15 protein-coding genes and 1 tRNA gene are annotated in these 18867 nt (G+C 48.7%); 12 read left to right on the plus strand and 4 right to left on the minus strand.

Going from position 1 to position 18867, the window contains the following annotated elements; all coding sequences use genetic code 11:
* Window positions 1-2: 2 nt before the first annotated feature.
* The 7 genes from BG55_RS06085 to BG55_RS06115 all read left to right on the plus strand — a co-directional run bounded on the left by BG55_RS06085 (window position 3) and on the right by BG55_RS06115 (window position 10725).
* Complete coding sequence (locus BG55_RS06085; protein ID WP_034935515.1) at window positions 3-1205, plus strand: aminotransferase class I/II-fold pyridoxal phosphate-dependent enzyme; 1203 nt, start codon at window positions 3-5, stop codon at window positions 1203-1205.
* Between the two features lie 7 nt (window positions 1206-1212).
* Complete coding sequence (locus tag BG55_RS21370; protein ID WP_052018717.1) at window positions 1213-2262, plus strand: 2OG-Fe(II) oxygenase; 1050 nt, start codon at window positions 1213-1215, stop codon at window positions 2260-2262.
* A gap of 411 nt (window positions 2263-2673) precedes the next feature.
* Window positions 2674-4191 (plus strand): methionine--tRNA ligase, encoded by a 1518-nt coding sequence (gene metG / locus BG55_RS06095; protein WP_052018718.1) that lies wholly within the window; start codon window positions 2674-2676, stop codon window positions 4189-4191.
* Between the two features lie 114 nt (window positions 4192-4305).
* Window positions 4306-7026: a type I polyketide synthase gene (locus BG55_RS21375; RefSeq protein WP_084276224.1), complete on the plus strand. Its 2721-nt coding sequence runs from the start codon at window positions 4306-4308 to the stop codon at window positions 7024-7026.
* Between the two features lie 543 nt (window positions 7027-7569).
* Entirely contained in the window at window positions 7570-9411 is a 1842-nt protein-coding gene (locus BG55_RS06105) for a non-ribosomal peptide synthetase (RefSeq protein WP_160170838.1), read from the plus strand.
* 723 nt (window positions 9412-10134) lie between these two features.
* Window positions 10135-10392 (plus strand): AbrB/MazE/SpoVT family DNA-binding domain-containing protein, encoded by a 258-nt coding sequence (locus BG55_RS06110; RefSeq protein WP_034935520.1) that lies wholly within the window; start codon window positions 10135-10137, stop codon window positions 10390-10392.
* A complete protein-coding gene (locus tag BG55_RS06115; RefSeq protein ID WP_034935522.1) occupies window positions 10393-10725 on the plus strand; it encodes a type II toxin-antitoxin system PemK/MazF family toxin in 333 nt (110 codons plus the stop codon). It abuts the gene before it with no gap.
* 368 nt (window positions 10726-11093) lie between these two features.
* On the opposite strand, the gene BG55_RS06120 is transcribed toward BG55_RS06115, so the two are convergent.
* Both BG55_RS06120 and BG55_RS06125 read right to left on the minus strand, forming a co-directional pair.
* Window positions 11094-11169: transfer RNA gene (locus BG55_RS06120), tRNA-Asn, on the minus strand.
* A gap of 393 nt (window positions 11170-11562) precedes the next feature.
* On the minus strand, window positions 11563-12222 hold the full coding sequence (locus BG55_RS06125) for a hypothetical protein (RefSeq protein ID WP_034935524.1): 660 nt from the start codon (window positions 12220-12222) through the stop codon (window positions 11563-11565).
* Between the two features lie 606 nt (window positions 12223-12828).
* Here BG55_RS06125 and BG55_RS06130 point away from each other — a divergent pair.
* Window positions 12829-13533, plus strand: coding sequence for a phosphohydrolase (locus BG55_RS06130; protein ID WP_034935526.1), 705 nt, complete (start codon window positions 12829-12831; stop codon window positions 13531-13533).
* A gap of 73 nt (window positions 13534-13606) precedes the next feature.
* On the plus strand, window positions 13607-13858 hold the full coding sequence (locus BG55_RS06135) for a hypothetical protein (RefSeq protein WP_034935529.1): 252 nt from the start codon (window positions 13607-13609) through the stop codon (window positions 13856-13858).
* Between the two features lie 46 nt (window positions 13859-13904).
* Here BG55_RS06135 and BG55_RS06140 read toward each other — a convergent pair whose 3' ends face one another.
* Window positions 13905-15500, minus strand: a complete 1596-nt coding sequence (locus tag BG55_RS06140; RefSeq protein ID WP_034935532.1) for a methyl-accepting chemotaxis protein — start codon at window positions 15498-15500, stop codon at window positions 13905-13907.
* A 129-nt stretch (window positions 15501-15629) separates the two neighbouring features.
* Window positions 15630-16286 (minus strand): epoxyqueuosine reductase QueH, encoded by a 657-nt coding sequence (locus tag BG55_RS06145; protein WP_034935535.1) that lies wholly within the window; start codon window positions 16284-16286, stop codon window positions 15630-15632.
* Between the two features lie 207 nt (window positions 16287-16493).
* Here BG55_RS06145 and BG55_RS06150 point away from each other — a divergent pair, with 207 nt between their 5' ends.
* The 3 genes from BG55_RS06150 to BG55_RS06160 all read left to right on the plus strand — a co-directional run bounded on the left by BG55_RS06150 (window position 16494) and on the right by BG55_RS06160 (window position 18852).
* Window positions 16494-17921, plus strand: coding sequence for a DNA cytosine methyltransferase (locus BG55_RS06150; protein WP_034935537.1), 1428 nt, complete (start codon window positions 16494-16496; stop codon window positions 17919-17921).
* Between the two features lie 30 nt (window positions 17922-17951).
* Entirely contained in the window at window positions 17952-18425 is a 474-nt protein-coding gene (locus tag BG55_RS06155) for a very short patch repair endonuclease (RefSeq protein ID WP_034935539.1), read from the plus strand.
* Between the two features lie 160 nt (window positions 18426-18585).
* Window positions 18586-18852 carry a hypothetical protein gene (locus BG55_RS06160; protein ID WP_034935541.1) on the plus strand — a complete coding sequence of 89 codons (267 nt, stop codon included), beginning with the start codon at window positions 18586-18588 and terminating at the stop codon, window positions 18850-18852.
* Window positions 18853-18867: the final 15 nt, after the last annotated feature.

Consider the following 18867-nt stretch of genomic DNA (forward strand, 5'->3'; position numbering starts at 1 on the left):
CCTTGAGACAGTTTGCTAATGTTCAGAAAATGGTTGAGTTAAGTATGCCATCCTGGCGTGAAGCCCGGAGTAAAGGACTCACTGATATCAGAACCACCGGTTATAGCGGGAATAAACTCAGTACTGCGGAAGGACATCAGTTTATTAATATGATCTCCTGCTCGTATCTTGGATTAAATCGGCATCCTGACATTATTGCCGGAGCGATTTCTGCTATTCAGCAGGAAGGTGTGATGAGCACCTCAGCTTCACGTGCCCGTATTGCGCCGCAGCTGATGGATGATGTTGAAAATACCCTTGGTCAGGTTTATCAGGCTGAGGCTATTCTGACGCCGTCATGCACCTCCAGCTCCGCGGTGGTTCTTCCGCTGCTGGCATCAGGCACTTTTACTGACGGTAAAAGGCCCGTGATGGTTTTTGATAAGAACTGCCATTTTTCGATGAATGTGCTGAAGGCGGCCTGTGGCGATGAAACAACTGTTCATACCGCGCCACACAATGACCTCGATTATATTGAACAATTATGTAAAGAGAATGAGGTTGTTGCTTACATTGCCGATGGCGCTTACAGCATGGGCGGCAACGCGCCGGTGAAAGAGCTGGTCGCGCTGCAACAACAGTACGGACTCTTTTTATATTTCGATGATTCCCACGCTTTGTCGGTTTATGGTGAACGCGGGTGCGGCTTTGTACGTTCTCAGCTTGATACGCTGGGAGAAAGAACCATCATCGTCGGTTCTCTGGCGAAAGCATTTGGGGCGACAGGCGGCATTATTCTCTTTGGCAACCCGGCGTGGCGCGAGATTTTTAACTATTGCGGTGGGCCACTTGGCTGGTCGCAAATGATTAACGCCGCGGGCCTGGGAGCCGTCTATGCATCGGCAAAAATTCACCTTTCGCCTGAACTTCCGGCCCTGCAAAATAAGCTGTCTCAGATGATGGCGTTTTTTGATAAAACCATTCCGACGGTAAATGCGGGAAATGGATTACCAATAAGAATTATTAACCTGGAGAGTACCGGGCATGCAATTAATGTCGCTCAGTATATCTACCAACATGGTTTTTATACTTCTGCGGTATTTTTTCCCATCGTGGCAAAAGGAAAGTCCGGATTGAGAATTATGGGACGAGCAGATATGGAGCAGCAAGACATTCGTAACTTCTGCAATATTCTTGAGCAGGCTATTCACCGCTACGGTTCGTGAGGAAGAAATGAAATTTATTAAAGTTGCAGACAATCAGTTTGATGATGATGTACTTAGCGATACGTTGGATATTATTAACAACAAGGCGCGCTGGGAATTTGGTTCCCTTTCTGACCGTGAAGGTTTTTCCTATGGCCACTGGGAGCAGACGCTGCTGCATGTGAACCCACGAAATCAGGATGACAAACAGCACCTTTTACAACAAAATCCTGACTTTGCGCCAATTAATAAAATATGGGAAGTACTGGAAGCCAACTGGCTGCCAGGTCATAAACTTGTCCGGTGTTATGTCAATGCCCACACCTATGGCATAGAGGGTTATCCTCATACTGACAGCCGTACGCCGGGCCATTTTACAACCCTGATCTATTTAAACCAGGACTGGTGTCCTGAGTGGGCGGGCGAGACCGTTTTCTTTGACCATGCTGGTGATATTATCCATTCTGTTTTACCTTCTTATGGAAGAATGGCGATATTTGATGGTTTGATTCCCCATGCTGCGCGTTCAGTCAGTCGCCGCTGCCCTGAATTACGCCAGACTCTGGTGCTCAAAAGCTTTTTAAAGCCACAAGAGTCTGAGCTGGAAATTGCCGCGCGGAAACTGATTGATTCCTGTAATAACAGTGAACCTAATACCTACGGTTATAAAATAGCCGATCACAGCCTGGGCCTGCATACGATCCTCAAAAATAATGATGCTAATCAGCAAGTGCTTTCAGCATCTTTATTTTATTTGCTCTATTTATATAAAATGTCTAATGGTGAGGACATTTCATCGTTACGACAGGATGTCCGCAATATTGTCAATGAGGAAAATGAAGCCTTTGTTTACAGCGTTGCTTCTTTTTATTACTCAGAGGGAGAATCGAAGAATAATAATTCGATTGCTGAACTGACTTCTTCACCACCTAAAATGTGTCATGGGCTGCATCCTGCTCATCCGATGTTTTCGGCGATCGCTTTACTGGAAATTGGCATCGCCATTTACACCAATACACTCTACAAAGACAAAGCGCTGTGTAAACTTGCGCGCGAACTGGGTTATCTGGCGGATTGACTGGTATGTTAATCAGCAAATAAAGGCATTTTCCTGAGCGGGATTGCTATGGTGAGTGCACCTGAGTCAGGCATGTTAGCTGGCTTTGGGCGCTCTCCGGTTAAATGCCTGCACTAAAAGGACCAGTGAGGCGGACAGTTCCATGGAGGATTATTACGCTGCCAGCAGCAACCTTAATGAAACTGACTCCGCCTTTAATTCATTTTTTCACTATTATTATCTTTTTTTGTTTATTTTATGAGCTGTTGTCTGAGGTGGAAAGGCCCTCGTAAACCCGCGCGCTGAATGCCTTTTTCAGAACGATTTCATCTGCATTTCAGGCGCGATTTCATATACATTGGCTGAATAGTTGGATATAATTTTAATAATAAAAATTGCTATGGAAAACCTGAAAAGGGGTTATTTACATTTATGAAATCATACGTCACCACGCCGATATACTACGTAAATGATAAACCGCATATGGGGCATGCCTATGCGACCATTCATGCCGACGTAGTGACGCGCATAAAAAAAATGGCTGGCTGTCATACCTTTTTGCTGACAGGCGCAGATGAGCACGGTGAAAAAATAGCGAAAGCAGCAACTGCGCGTGGAATAACCAATGAAGAGTTTGTCCGGCAAAATGCAGAACATTTTATTTTAGCGTGGGATAAATTAAATGTTGATTATTCATTTTTTGTAAGAACATCCTCGACGTTTCATCGGGAATTTGTACAAAACTCACTACAAAAACTGTACGATGCGGGGGATATTTATTCCGCTGAATATGAAGGTCTTTATTCCGTTGGACAGGAACGTTTCGTTACCGAAAAAGAGCTGGTCAATGGAAAAATACCGGAAGACAAAGATCCACCGGTGATCCGTAAAGAAAAAAATTACTTTTTCCGCATGTCAAAATATCAGGACTGGATCAAAAGCTACCTGCATGAACATCCGGATCTTATCTCGCCATCCCAGTACACGAATGAAGTCATGCAAATGTTGAATGAGGATATTGGCGATCTCAGTATTTCTCGTCCCCGCGAAAGGCTCTCATGGGGAATTGCCATTCCGTGGGATAACGAGCATGTCACTTATGTCTGGTTTGATGCGCTGTTAAGCTATATATCAGCACTCCATTATGCTCATCCGGATGATGCACAGGCATTCTGGCAGGAATCACAACATATTATCGGTAAAGATATTCTCAAAACACATACTCTGTTTTGGCTGAGTATGTGCAAAGCGTTGGGTTTTTCTCCTTACAAGCGTCTGTTGGTTTCAGGGCATTTATTGGGCAGTGATGGCCGCAAAATGAGTAAATCACTTGGCAATGGTGTTGATCCTCTTTATGCCGCTGAAAAATACAGCTGTGATGTCTTGCGCTACACGCTAATCAAAGAGCTTCGTTTTGGTTCAGACGGCATTATCAGCGAGGCAGTTATTCAGCAGCGACTGAACAATGATTTGGCAAATGATATCGGGAATTTACTTTCAAGAACTGTCGCAATGATCAATAAATATTGTAACGGTGTCGTCCCTGAAATGTCTGAACAGACTTTTTCTCAGCATTTTTTAATCAGTAAAGCCGCTGCCACTTTTGATACCACATTGCCATTAGTCGATGAACTTAAACTATCTATAGTTTATGAAAACGCACTTGATTTTGTGCGTGAGGCAAATAAATTTGTTAATGACAGCCAGCCCTGGAATTTATTTAAAGATGGCCAGACAGCGTTGTTAGAAGAGGCGCTCAGCGTACTCTTTTATTCACTTGATGTTATTTCAACATTATTTTATCCGGTCTTACCCGAAAAAATGAGCAGCATGCGCAACACTCTGGGGCTGACTACTGACCAGTTACAGTGGCAGTTACCTGCTGTTACCCGTGCGGGCCATCAGGTCTCTGAACATGTAATGGCACTTTTCGAAAAAATTATCGATTAATCACCCTTGCTGCGTGCCGTAGTGACACGCAGCGTCTTTTATCTTCCAGCGGTTTTTGCTGATCCCGATCTGTTTTTACATTTATTTTCTCATCGTGCGTAACTGGTATTTAATATGAATAGAAAGCAATACTCCCCTGTTGCAATAACAGGTATGGCATGCAGGTTTCCAGACAATATTAAAATGCCTGAAGAACTCTGGAATTCACTGAATGTCGGACATGATCCGGTTGACACTATTCCGACGGGAAGATGGACATCGCAAGCAGTAAAAAATAATATCGCGACCGATCAGGGGGGATTTATCGATGATATTGAATATTTCGATGCGGGCTTCTTTGATATCTCTCCGAGTGAGGCGCTGGAACTGGAACCACAACAACGTTTATTGTTAGAAGTCAGCCATGAAGCCTTCGAAAATGCCGGTATTCGGGTTAAAGACCTCATGGGCAGTAAAACCGGAGTCTATATTGGAATTTCAGCCTCTGAATATATGGCTGTCGGTAAACAGTTGGGGCACGAAATTGGCCCTTTCTCTGCCTTTGGCAGTGCGATGAGTACCGCCGCAGGTCGAATTTCCTACTGTTTTGGGCTTGAGGGGCCAGCCCTTGCCATTGACTCAGCCTGTGCTTCCTCTCTGGCGGCGGTTCTCCAGGCTGCATCCGCATTAAATAATCACGAGTGTGATTTAGCACTGGCTGGCGGCGTCAGCCTTATTCTGACGCCTGACGGGTATATCAGTTTTTCGGCACTCAATATGATTTCACCATCAGGGAGATGCCGCAGCTTTTCCGCCGATGCTGATGGTTATGTTCCGAGTGAAGGGTGCGGGGCCATCGTATTAAAACGTCTCGATGACGCTGTAAAAGATAATGACCCTATCCTGGCGGTACTGAAGGGTGGGGCGCTTAACAATGGCGGCCGTAGTGAATATTCGCCTGGAGGGGCTCCGCAGGCACAAGTGGATGTGATCCGACAGGCATTGTCAGTCAGCAATCTTAATTACGATGATATTGACTTCCTTGAGACGCACGGCTCCGGCAGTCCGCAAGGCGATATTCAGGAAGGCGCTGTACTTAATGACGTTTTCAGCCAACGTCACTCTCCGCTATTAATCGGCAGCGTTAAATCTAACCTCGGCAATATGGAAGCCGCAGCGGGGATGGCCAGCATTATGAAAGTCATTCTGTGTATCAGGCATCAACAGCTGGTGCCCAATCTTCATTTCAGTACGCCTGCGGACAAGATTGACTGGAATATGACGCCATTACAGGTTGTCAGTGAGGCGCGTGACTGGCCGGTTACCGGGCGTCCTAAAACTGCGGGTATCAGCGGCAGGGGGATCAACGGCACCAATGCACATCTGATTCTGCAAGAGTGGACAGGCAGCAGACCCCGACAGGCAATCGCGCCTTCTCCCCCTTATCTGGTCACCCTGGCAGCGAAAAGTATCAGCGGATTAGAAAATACGCTTCGATCATTTACGGCAAACTTACCCACGACAGATTCCGCTTTGGCTGCATGGTGTGAGGCGACGAATTTCCAACGTTCTGCTTATCCGGTGCGCTTTGCCAGTCTGGTATCGAATGTCGAACAGTTACACCGGGATTTCACAAGGCTGAACAGTTTGACCCCTGAGGCTCGTCAAAATCACTATCAGACCTCAGCTTGTTCACCACAGATCTTTTTTCATTTCAGTTTTCAGCCCACAGCCCCTGCGGCAGAAAGCAAAGCATTGTATGACAGCTATTCTGATTATCGTGACGCTTTTAAATACGTTATCTCTGGCCTGTCTGTAATCAGACATATGACATTCAGTCAGCTGTACAGCGTAGTCAACAAGGTAACAACGCCTGAAAACCTGCTCAGTCTGGCCGCTTTTAGTCTTTGCCATCAATTTTCCTTAGCGAGCCTTTTACAGACAAAAGGTTTAGCGCTGGATTATTTAACCGATGAAAAACAACCGTTGTTTAAAAAAGAACGGAGTAATACAGACGACGTTATTTTCAGAACGCTGCGTGATGAATTTATTCAGTTACTTTCTTTGTCTGTTAAAAATGGCCCAGCTGAACAGGAGCTGGTCGCCGGTGCTGAAATGAAACTGAAGGCGTTTGACCGTCCGGCGATCGTTTTATCATCTGAGCTGAATAAAACCTTTGATGTTGATAAGAAATCCCTTTCGCAAATCACCGTTATCGCATTACTACCATTGCTGAATAATTTAACTGAACTGTGGTCATTACTGTTCATGGCTGGCGTAAATATCGACTGGCAGTTATATCATGGCAATAAGTCTGATACGGTTCTGTTGCCGACCACAGCCTTTGCACGCAGTCATATCTGGTTTGATAAAAGCAAAGCATCAACTGCCAGTAAGTCGATTGCTAAAGAAAATCAGTATCCTCTGTGTTATACCGGCCAGCGTCCTGCTGCTGATGAGATGAGGGGTTGGTGTCATGTAACATTCAGAATACTAAAAGAATTCGACACACAGAAAGCCTCACTTTTAATTACAGCACTGACAATCCGTTATCCACAATATCAGCTATCAGATTCTGATAATGCAGTTAATTCATTAAACTGGTGGATGGATTATGATCTTGCTGAGGAAAAATTATTGCTGGCTGTCAATCCATCCTTTGGTGATGAAAGTACGTTAATTACGCTGTTTCAAACCTTTCACGCGCTGTATACCGGCAAATCGTTGCCGCAAACAGATCAGTGGATGGATACTGATGAAATAACACTTTATCCCCTCCAGCTTACCAGAGAACCTTCATTACGTTCTTCAGATAATAAGCAATTTGCATCGGTCGGAGTACCCTTGCAGGCTTAATGGATCGCTAAAATCCACAATTTTTGCCAGCAGCAGGGTGTGACAAAAGAAGATTTCTTTTCAGGCTGTTTCATCGCCTTTTTAGGCAGAACGCTCGATCAATATGATTTCTCAATTGCGATATCGGCTTTTCAGGCGGACAATTTATCATTTGGACCTGGCACCGTCGGAATAAAAAATATTCATATTGCATCCTCGCAGCCATTTATCGAGTGGGTCAGAGAAAATATTACGCGTGCGAAAATAATGCCCCTACTGCGAAATAAGACAGCTCTCTTTGGGCCTGATGGCGAAAAATGTTTTCCACAATTTTGCATTCGCACCTCATTTCCGGAATTAAGTCCGGATTTTCCTGTTGTCGGCTATCTGCCTGCTTCTCCCGAACACGATCTGGCTTTTGAGCTTATTCTTTCAGAGACAACTCTGGCCTGTCGTCTGCATTATTCCTGCGCCACATTTAACAAAAAAACTATCACTGACTGGAGTGAATGGCTGGCTGCACTAATAACAAATGCTGTTACGGAACCCAATATTCCGGTGCGCATGTTAGAATTGCTGACCAGCCAGTCCCGTGATTTTATATTGTATAATCTGAATGATACTGCACGCAGCTATCCTCTTAACTGCCCGGTTGATCGGCTTATAGACTATTCTTCATCGCGTACGGCCATTGTATGCCAGGATCGGCAACTTACTTATTATCAACTGGGGCAGGAGGTCAATACGCTTGCTCAGATTCTGGTAGAGAACGGTGCCAGACCAGGAAAACCAGTTGGCGTTATGCTGACAAGAAGCAGTTATTTAATCATCTCGCTGCTTGCCGCCATTAAAATCGGTGCGCCTTACGTTCCATTAGATCCTGCTTATCCTGCGGACAGAGTTGAGTTGATGATTAAAATATCGCAAACAGATATTTTGTTGTCCGACAGGCCCCTTGATGAGCACACGGAATACACCGGATTAGTTATCGACCCTGTGGTGGCAATTAAGGCTGCCGCCCGTCGTCCGGCTACGGCTGTTCAGTATGATTTTGCCAGTGATACACTCGCTTATATCATTTTTACCTCCGGCTCAACGGGCCTGCCTAAAGGGGTAATGGTAGAGCAGAAAAATGTTGTTAATTTTATTTTTGCTATGCGCGAGTCGCTCCCTTTGCCAGCCAATCCAACGGTTCTGGGGCTGACCTCTGTCTCCTTTGATATTTTCGTACTCGAACTTTTTCTCACTCTGGCATCAGAAGGGACGTTGGTTCTGGCAGCAGAAGAACAGCAAACCAACCCTTACGAAATTGCGGCGCTCTTGCAGCAATACTCTGTTGAACTGGCGCAGATGACGCCATCGCGTCTTCAGCTTCTTGCTGCTTCTGAGCTTAATCTTAACAGCCTGTTCAGTACCTTAAAGCTGTTGCTGGTGGGCGGTGAGGCCTTCCCGCTTTCTTTACTCGAAAATCTGAAAGATATTAAGACATTACGCATATTTAATATGTATGGCCCTACTGAAACCACGGTGTGGTCAGCGGTTAAAGAGATGACTGAGGCCACAGCGGTCACACTCGGAAGCCCTGTTGCCAATACCCAATTGTATCTGCTGGATCAACATTTAACGCCGGTGCCTCGCGGAATGTGCGGCGACCTCTATATATCCGGCGAGGGTCTGGCCAGAGGCTACTTTAACGATCAGCAACGCACCCAGCAGGTCTATATTGATAATCCATTTATTGCCGGCAGGAAGATGTATCGCAGCGGTGATCTCGCTGCCTGGAATGACCGTTATGAGCTGGAGTATTTTGGACGAAGTGATAATCAGATTAAGCTTCGGGGTTACCGCATTGAATTACAGGAAATTGAAAATACACTTCAGGATTACCCCGCATTAACGGGTGTCGCGGTGATTCTGAGAACCTCCGGTGATGGCAGCCCAATCATTGCGGCCTTTTACACGGCACAGGAAAAACTGTGTGCTGAGCAACTACATAGCTGGCTGGGTAAGAAATTGCCCGCCCCGATGTTGCCCGGCGTCTGGATTCAGTTAGATAAATTTCCTTTAACGCCAAACAGTAAAATCGATCGTAAGCAATTGCCAGAAAACATTCAGCCCTGGCTTGCTGTGCCACCTGGTGACGCGATGGTTACACCTGCGGAAAATGAACCTGCTCTTATGCAGGCGCTCAGATCTGTCTGGCAAAGTGTACTGGGTGACATTCCACTGACTGAGGAAAGTAACTTCTTTAACGTGGGTGGAACTTCGATAAGCATGGTTTTGCTGCACAGCAGAGTTCAGAAGCATTTGAATAGGGTTATCGATATCAACGACTTTTTCACCCAACCGACTCTGGCCGGGAACTATCATTGCATTCTTAAGCAGGGTGATGAGCTGTTGTTATAGCAGCCGGCTGCATTCCGCCATATCAACTCAGAACCATTGATATAGCCGCCAGCAACGGCAGGCGGCTGGGACGGCCTGACAGTATGATGAATGAGGTACTGGTCAGGCTTAAAGCCATTCTGAGCTGATGCTTTTTATCTGACCTGAATGTGGGCGCTGTCACACAGCGCTCTGATGTTGCATATCGACGCAAGCTGAGATTCTTTGTTGTTGCAGCGATAGTTGAGGTAGCAAAGGCGTAATCACCCGGACAGGCAGGCAGATACAAAGCATGGGAAGTGGTCAGTTCAGGGGGGATCACAAAGCTGGCTGCTGCGGATTTCTGCGTTTGAGAGGCGAGAGGGGCACTCCATTATCAAACAGAAATGACCGCAAATCAGAGCAACCCTTTCGACGGATGTGCGGGTGCAGCCATGATATGGAAGCTGCGCCGCATTTTGGTTACCTGATCCGTCATAATCCTTTGAACTGAAAAAACAGTTTTCTATTATCGGGCTTCTTAATTACGCACCGGGCGCCCGGCTGTCCGCAATGCTTTATGAATTGAAACAAGCGTCTGCTGCATCAGGATGGTCACCACTGAAAATTGCCGGAACAGTACTTCGACAGACTAAGGCTCTGTTCACGCTTTATTGCACTGGGGAAATCACAATGGATCTGATGAATAATTGCGCATCGCCTGCCAGAAATGTTATATTAAAATATAATATCTGGAGGTGCTCTATGTATACTACTCGCCTGAAAAAGGTTGGCGGATCCATTATGTTGGCGGTTCCTCCCGCCGTGTTGAAAACGCTGGAGCTGTCGACGGACAGCGAAGTGGGTATGACCATTGATAATGGCTGCCTGATTATCGAACCTCAGAAACGGCCCCGTTATTCACTTGAGGAGCTGCTGGCACAGTGTGATCCGCACGCCGAAGTGAGCGAAGTGGATCGGGAATGGATTGATGCGCCAGCGGTGGGCAAGGAGATCCTGTAAATGGACAGAGGGGAAATCTGGCTTGTTTCACTGGACCCGATTGCTGGTCACGAGCAAAGCGGAAAACGTCCGGTGCTTATCGTATCGAAGGCATCGTTTAACAAGCTGACCCAGCTACCCGTTGTTGTTCCCGTCACCAGCGGCGGAAACTTCGCCCGCGCCGCCGGTTTTACCGTCTCACTGGACGGCGCGGGTACAAAGACGGCGGGCGTTATTCGCTGTGACCAGCCCAGAACCATTGATATGGCAGCCCGAAGCGGTAAGCGGCTGGAACGTATACCCGACGCTGTTGTGAATGAAGTGCTGGCCCGACTGGAAGCTATTCTGAGCTGATGATTTTTATCTGGCCTGAATGTGGGCGCTGTTACATATAGCGCTCTCATGTTGTATATCGACGGAGGTTCGGGATTCTTTTCGATTGAAGCGATAGTTGAGGTAGCAAAGGCATAACCACCCTGATTGACAGGCAGATATATAGCTTCGGAAGCGGTTAGTTTACAGGGGTCATACAAGGCTGGTTGCTGTGGAATTCTGCGTTAGAGAGGGGTGGGGTGGTCACTCTGTTATCGAACAGAAATGATTGTAAATCAGACCACCCATGATGCGCAGAGAAAATCAGATACGCGTCGGTAGAGAGTTTCAGGCTGTCTTATTAAATCCGACTGAACAGGGAGATATAAGGACGCATGAAAACAAGAATATGGCTCCTCTGACTGGACTCGAACCAGTGACATACGGATTAACAGTCCGCCGTTCTACCGACTGAACTACAGAGGAATTGTTTCAACGGGGCGCATAGTAACGGCGGCATGACGGGCTGTCAACATTAAAAAAAAGCCTTCACTTTCAGTTGGCTGTGTTTAAATCAATCCGGTCGGATAGTAAACAAATGGTGGCGTCAGCTCAGCTATCGCATTACTTTTTTAGCAATACATACTGAATACCCTGTGTCGGGCTGCGGCAAAATCTTAATAAAACGGTGTTACTGAAAATGACAGCTTATGGCGTTGGGTGTGTAACAGAGAGCCAGATATAAGGGAACAGGTTGGTTTCATCCTTTGCTGCCACAGCAACAAAGGATAAAGTGGCCATCCGCGGGAATGCCACGGTCGGCGACGCGTTTTCTCAAGCCTGAACGATGTTAGCGGCAGTTGATTCCGGGTTCTGCAATTACACGCGGATAAATTCTATTACCCACACCCAGGGGTTCACTTCCCAACTGGTGCCGCCATATTGCTCTGCCCAGTGCTTACGATAAGCATCTCGGGAGGAGAGAACTTCATTGTGAATGGTGAAAAAATTATTCAGGAAGTGCGAGTCAGCCTGAATACCTTCCGCCATAACATCTTCACTGCTGATGTCCTGAATTTTCTCCACGCGAACATGGCTGATTTGCAGATTAATGCGGCTCGCCCAGCGAGGCATATGAATACCCGCCTGCCAGCCAACGTGTTCATTTTCATCCTCGTAAGATGAAAACTGGCTGGTGTCTGCGCGATACTGGCAATAGCTGGAGGATTTGAAGCGGGAGGGCGTAAGCTCATAGTCAGGCATATCATGCTGACTGATTACCGGGCCGCGCCAGGTTTCCCGCACCCATAAACGATCGCCTGGCTGGCCGTAAGGACAGTGATAACTGATGTTATCCATGCCCATTACGCGCTTACCCTGTAACTGATTGTTCAGCACGTCAATACCATAGCACCCCTCGTGATTATCCTGCCCTGGACCGAGTAGCTGTGACTTCATGATGCGCCGGGTTTGGCTCTGTTGCCCTGAGAGCAGCGCTTGCACCCGTTGACTGTTAAATAAAATCGGGCGTTCTTTCATGTTCAGACCTCTGTTACTTACTGATAAAAATGCTGATTACAGCCTCGCCAAAAAACAATATAAGTGACCGGAGAGTTCGCACCTGTAAAGAGCTTCAAAAAATATGATAAAAATTAATCATATTTATGTATGTTTTTACACTCTTCGCCCGGCACGCGGCTACGCAACGTCAGGGACTAAGCCAGCCCGATTATTACTTATAAAACTGGTAATACCCAACAGAAACGCGAGGCAACAGATTTGATTTATGTTGCATTTACAATACATTACATTAATTTCAAACAACTTTTCTGTACTGATATATCGATAAGTAACGTCATGATGACGTCTGAGCCATCGTTAATTCTATCTTATGGTGTAACAAAATGCCGACAACTTGTTGTGATAGGTTGTTTATTACTTTTTAAGGATTATCGGGCGGTTTAATCAAAAAATTTTTTGATAGTAAAATGCTGAAAGAAAGAAATATGTTGTGAGTTCGTTAAAATTAACGCTATAAGTTTGATGTGGATCTCGTTTTGACCAGTTGGTCAATCTTTTCCCGCATGGTGGACAGGTCTGTTACCCACTGACATCTCTGGCCGTTCTGATAATAAGGAGAAGTCTATGACACTCATTCACTGGCAAACCCGTTTTGAAAACTGGCTACACGAGACCTGGCCTCAGGATGATAAAGCCCATGATGTGGCACATCTGCGGCGTGTCTGGCAGACCGCCCGGAACATCCTGCAAACCACCCCGGCAGATGAGCTGGTGGTGCTGACGGGCTGTTATTTCCATGACATTGTCAATCTGCCAAAAAACCATCCTGAGCGGCATCTGGCTTCGGCCAAAGCGGCAGTAGAAACGCGCCCCATTCTGTCAGAGGTATTCCCTGATTTCCCAAAGCAAAAGGTTGAGGCGGTGGCCCATGCCGTTCATGTACACAGTTTCAGCGCGGGAGTTCCCGCTGAAACGACGGAGGCCAGAATTGTCCAGGATGCTGACAGACTCGAGTCGCTGGGGGCTATTGGCCTTGCACGGGTGTTTTATGTTTCGGGTGCCCTTGGGCGTTCACTGTTTGACACCAACGACCCGCTGGGCAAGCAGCGTACGCTGAATGATGCAGAGTGGGCGTTGGACCATTTCCAGAAAAAATTGCTGAAATTGCCAAAAACCATGCAGACCGCAGAAGGGCGCAGGCTGGCGGAATATAATGCCCACTTTCTGGTGACCTATATGGCCAAGCTGTGCGCCGAGTTAAAGGGCGATCACTGTGCGCTGGATGAGGGTGTATTAACGGAGTTCGCCTCTGCTACGGGGAAATATTAAATTTTTGTGAACATATAGTTAAGCAAGGGCGTTTGGGCTACGGTGTTGGCAATAACACTCAGGAGAACGTGGTATGACCGACACCGTCAGCTTAACAATAAAAATCGATCCCGCCTTGAAAGAAACACTGAAGACATTTGCTCTTGAAAATCAGATATCACTCAGCCAGGAAGTGACTCAACGTTTACAGGCCAGCCTCGATCAGGATTCGGCACAGCCCGTGGATAATCTTAACCTTACTGAAGAAGCGGCCGATGACCAGCTTACTGCCAGCGAACTGAAACAGATCCGCGTATTACTGAAAAAGTCTAAAAAGAAAAAATAGTCCTGCGAGACCGCCCCCCTTTCGCCCGGCGTAGGGGGACGGTCTGTCACAGGACGAACTGACTGACGCTGTGTGACAGACGTTGCGCATGTTCCACCAGTGTGGCTGAGGCCTGGGCATTTTCACCGGTCAGCGCCTCACTGATTTTTACCTGTTGATTAAGATCGTCAATTTCAGTTGCAATCGTATTAACCCGCCGACTTTGTGCGTCGGCATTTTGCAGCAACTCCTGCAATAATGTGACCACGCTGGTGACGGCTACGGTAATGTCACCGTACAGGCTTTCCAGCGCCACAACGCTACTGAAACCCTTGTCAATGTGCTGGTGTGTACGGCTAATCAGTCGATCAATATTGCGGGTAGAAGTCCCGCTCTGCTCCGCCAGCATGCCAATCTCCTTCGCCACAATCGAGAAGCTACGGCCATAGATCCCAGCATGGGCAGATTCGATAGACGCGTTCAGCGACAGGAGTCGGGTCTGGAGTGACATTCCATCAAGCAGAGAAACGATGCCGGAAATTTCGCTGGCGGCATCCACGATCTGCCGCATTCGCGCGTCCACTTCCGCGACCACATCGCCACATCGCCGGGTCAGCGTATCGGCTTCCTGTACCTGTTGGTTAGCATGGCTGGCGAATCCAACACTGTTTTCCACTTCTTCGGCCACGCGGTTCAGCCGTCCACTGAGATGTTCAAAAACGCTGCTCTGCTGCTGATTATGGTGGCTGAACTCACTGTTTTGCTGTGCTATCTGTCTGGCGCTGTCCATGACCGCCTGCGACACCGCGTTAATCTCCCTGACGATGTGCTGCAATCCCTGTCGCATTTCTTCAGTTGCCTGAATCAGCTGGCGAATTTCACGTGCCTGCGGGCCAGACGTCAGCACCGGCTGTGAAAGTTCACCTAGAGCGTATCGGCTCAGTTGCCGGGAGAGTCTGTCCAGTGGCAGGATCACGCCGCGTAGCAGCAGCATCCCGCTGGTCAGTAACAGCAGCAACAGCAGAGCAAAGATCGCCAGCGAGAGATTACGATTATCGGTCAGCGCACTGAGGCTGGACTGGTTGAGCTGCGCGGCGCGGGCGTTGGCGCTGTTAATTGACTGGTAATAAGCATCATTAAACTGCTGCTGGTAAGCCTGCATCGGCACCATAAAAACAGCATCGATATCCCTGGCATTTAGCCCTTTTAACTGTTCATCAAGTCCATCGGCCAGCAAATCGAAATTCTGTTTGAGCGGGCTGCCACTGTCCGCCTGCCAGGCGGTAAACAGGGTTCGCGCTTTATCCAGCGAGGCCCGGGCTGTTTCTGCCAGGCTTTTCCAGCTGTCCACTGAGCCGGTCTGATTGTCCTGCATCAACCAGATGACGGCACGATTGCTGTTGTCGCTGGCCGTCAGCAGCTCCATCCTGGCTTCATCCAGCAGAGCCTGCCGCTGGTTCAACTGGTGTGACAGCTGCACATTATGTTGCGTGCTGCCTACCAGGCGGGTGAGCAGCAGAGCGCTGCTACACTGCAACAGGCAGAACAACACCAGCAACAGCACGAAAGCCCCACGCAGGCTTTGCAGCCAGGCGGGACAGTGCAGAGTAAAACGGCGTGGGCGAAACCGCCAACGGAGGGGCAGGGTGGTGAGCAATGACATGGCGAACTCCGGAAAAATAAAATGGAGTATTCATGGCATTGATGTCAGTTATTTTACAGGCGGCGGGCAGCTGCCATAAACAGCGGTCAATCTGTTAATAAGCCAAATTACCTGTGGAAATTCTGCCGGTTATGGCTGCTCATCACCATAATAAAGCTTACCCAGCTTGATTAACGGACGGCCCTGACTTTTACGATGCAGGTTGGTATCTCGCAGGGAATAGACGCAACCACAATACTCCTGCTGATAGAACCGTTCGCGTTTGCTGATCTCCACCATGCGTGCCGATCCGCCACCTTTACGCCAGTTATAATCCCAGTAGGTCAGTTGCGGATAGGGGGCGGTAGCGCGCATACCACAGTCATTAATCTGCTGCATGTTTTTCCAGCGAGAGATGCCAAGGCAGCTGGTCATCACCGGAAAACCATGTTCATGAGCATAAAGTGCGGTGCGCTCAAAGCGCATGTCGAAACACATGGTGCAACGCACGCCGCGTTCGGGCTCCCACTCCATGCCTTTGGCGCGTTCAAACCAGTTATCGGTATCGTAATCCGCATCAACAAAAGGCACCCCGTGCTTCTCAGCAAAGCGGATGTTTTCTTCTTTACGCAGCAGATACTCTTTCTGCGGATGAATATTCGGATTGTAGAAAAAGATGGTGTAGTCGATACCGGCAGCCTGAATAGCTTCCATCACTTCGCCGGAACAGGGCGCACAGCAGGAGTGCAGCAGTAATTTATCCGCGCCGCCGGGCAGGGTCAGCTGGGGACGTGAGATCTCGCTCATGGCGTCAGACTCCATTAATCAGTAAAAAAACTGCGACAGTTTAGGTGGGCGGCGGGCAGATGTCACGGCAAGCCTTAGCGGAACCTTATAGATGTCTGATAGCAAAGCCTGCTGGCGGCCAGGCGTTCGGCCCCGTATAGCGGAACGCCTGGCACAGCGAGGATGACATGGTAGACTGTGCGCTCTGTTACTTTTAACCGGATGAATATGAGCGAGTTTAACCGTCCTGATGCGCCGTCTGCGGGACAGACAGATCAACAGCAGTCATGCCCTGACTCTCAGCGAAAGTTGATGGCTCAGGTTCTGGATATCTATGATGCTAAAACGGTTATCGCCAGTCTGGATGCAGTCAGCCCGAAAAGATGGACGCGTGACACACTGAAGCGCTGGCTTAAGGATCATCCGACGGCGAGACGCCTGAATGAGGACGAGGTTGGCGTACTGGCGGGTTTGCTTCCTTCTCCCCCGGCACATCATCCGCACTATGGCTTTCGTTTTATCGACCTGTTTGCCGGAATTGGCGGTATTCGCAGCGGCTTTGAGGCAATCGGCGGGCAGTGCGTGTTTACCAGCGAATGGAATAAATATTCAGTCAAAACCTACCGGGCTAACTGGTATTGCTGTCCGCAGTCGCACACCTTTAATCAGGATATCCGTGACGTGACGCTCAGTGGCGATCCCGCAGCGACAGAGCAGCAGGCCTGTCAGCATATTGCGCAGTCGGTACCCGATCATGACGTACTGTTGGCCGGTTTTCCCTGCCAGCCATTTTCCCTTGCGGGGGTCTCGAAGAAGAATGCCCTTGGCCGCGCCCACGGTTTCGCATGTGAAGCGCAGGGAACGCTGTTTTTCGACGTGGCACGGATTATTGCAGCTAAAAAGCCGGCCATTTTTGTGCTGGAAAATGTCAAGAATCTCAAGAGCCACGATAAAGGCAAAACGTTTCGCATCATTATGGATACGCTCGATGAACTGGGGTATGACGTGGCAGATGCTGATGTGACCGGCACGCCCGATCCCAAAATCGTTGATGGTAAACACTTTCTGCCCCAGCACCGGGAGCGTATTGTGCTGGTGGGCTTTCGCCGATACCTGCGGCTGCCGACCTTCAGCCTGCGTGCGCTGTCGACGCTCTATCCACCGCAACGCACGCCACTGAGGGCGCTACTTGAGCAGAATGTGGCGGAGAAATATATCCTCACGCCAACGTTGTGGAAGTATCTCTATCACTATGCAAAGAAGCATCAGGCCAAAGGCAACGGCTTTGGTTACGGTCTGGTCGATCCGCAGAGGGAAAATGGTGTGGTGCGCACCCTGTCGGCGCGTTACTACAAGGACGGTTCCGAAATCCTGATTGACCGGGGATGGGATCACGCACAGGGTGAGCGCGACTTTGATAACGCGCAGAACCAACAGCGACGTCCCCGGCGGCTGACGCCCGGGGAATGCGCAAGGTTGATGGGGTTCGAGACACCGGATGGCGAACGCTTTCGCATCCCGGTTTCTGATACTCAGGCGTACCGGCAGTTTGGTAATTCGGTGGTGGTTCCTGCCTTTGCGGCGGTGGCGAAACTGCTGCTACCCTGGATTGAACTGGCGGTGCAGGCGCGCGCAGCGGGCACTACTTCCGGATGATGGCGGGGTAATCAGAAAAAGGATAACGCGATGGCTGACGTTCACTCTTCTGCAATCCGGAGTAAAAATATGCGGGCGATCCGTACCCGTGATACGGCCATTGAAAATCGCCTGGCGGAACTGTTAGCAGAGCTGGGCTTCAGCTATAGCGTACAGGAGAAATCGTTGCCAGGACGGCCAGATTTTGTGCTGACGCAGCACCAGGCCATCATCTTTGTTCACGGTTGCTTCTGGCATCATCATCACTGTCACCTGTTCAAAGTGCCTGCTACCCGTACCGCTTTCTGGATGGGGAAAATTGACAGCAATGTGCTGCGCGACCAGCGTGATATAGCCGCATTGTCCGCCGCTGGCTGGAGGGTGCTGGTGGTATGGGAATGTGCCCTGCGCGGAAAAATGCGTCTGGAGCCGTCGGCAGTCGCTGCCAGGCTGGAAGAGTGGCTATGTGCCGGAGAGGGAAATGCCGAAATTGACTTTGCGGGCATTCGCCAGCGAACGGTGTAACTGAAATCCCCTCGCATTCTTATTCCCATCCGCTCTGTTGCCTTCCGCCAGCGCCCCCCTCTCTGTCAGCAATATATCTGGCGCTGTTTTTCACATAATTTGCATATTCAGTACATAATTGCTTAGATCACTTTTTCTTACATCTCTCCCCCGGTGAACGATGGCCAGTATCAAACTGACGGTAAAGCGACTGTACAAAATCAGCGGAGAACGCATGGTGAGCACTGACGCCACCGCGCGGATTTATGTTGGCGATAAGCTGGTGGCAACCGAGGAGATTTCGGGCATGACCGAAAGCCCGGTCAGTAAGTATCTGCATCATCATGAAGCCGAAGGGCAGCCGGTAAGGGTGGAGTGGCAGTGCGAAGGCATTGCCGATATGGCGGTGACAGAAATGCAGATTTGTCCCTGCTGTCAGCATGACTAATTAAAAGGAAGACGA

The sequence above is a fragment of the Erwinia mallotivora genome (genome assembly GCF_000590885.1).
GTDB lineage: Bacteria > Pseudomonadota > Gammaproteobacteria > Enterobacterales > Enterobacteriaceae > Erwinia > Erwinia mallotivora.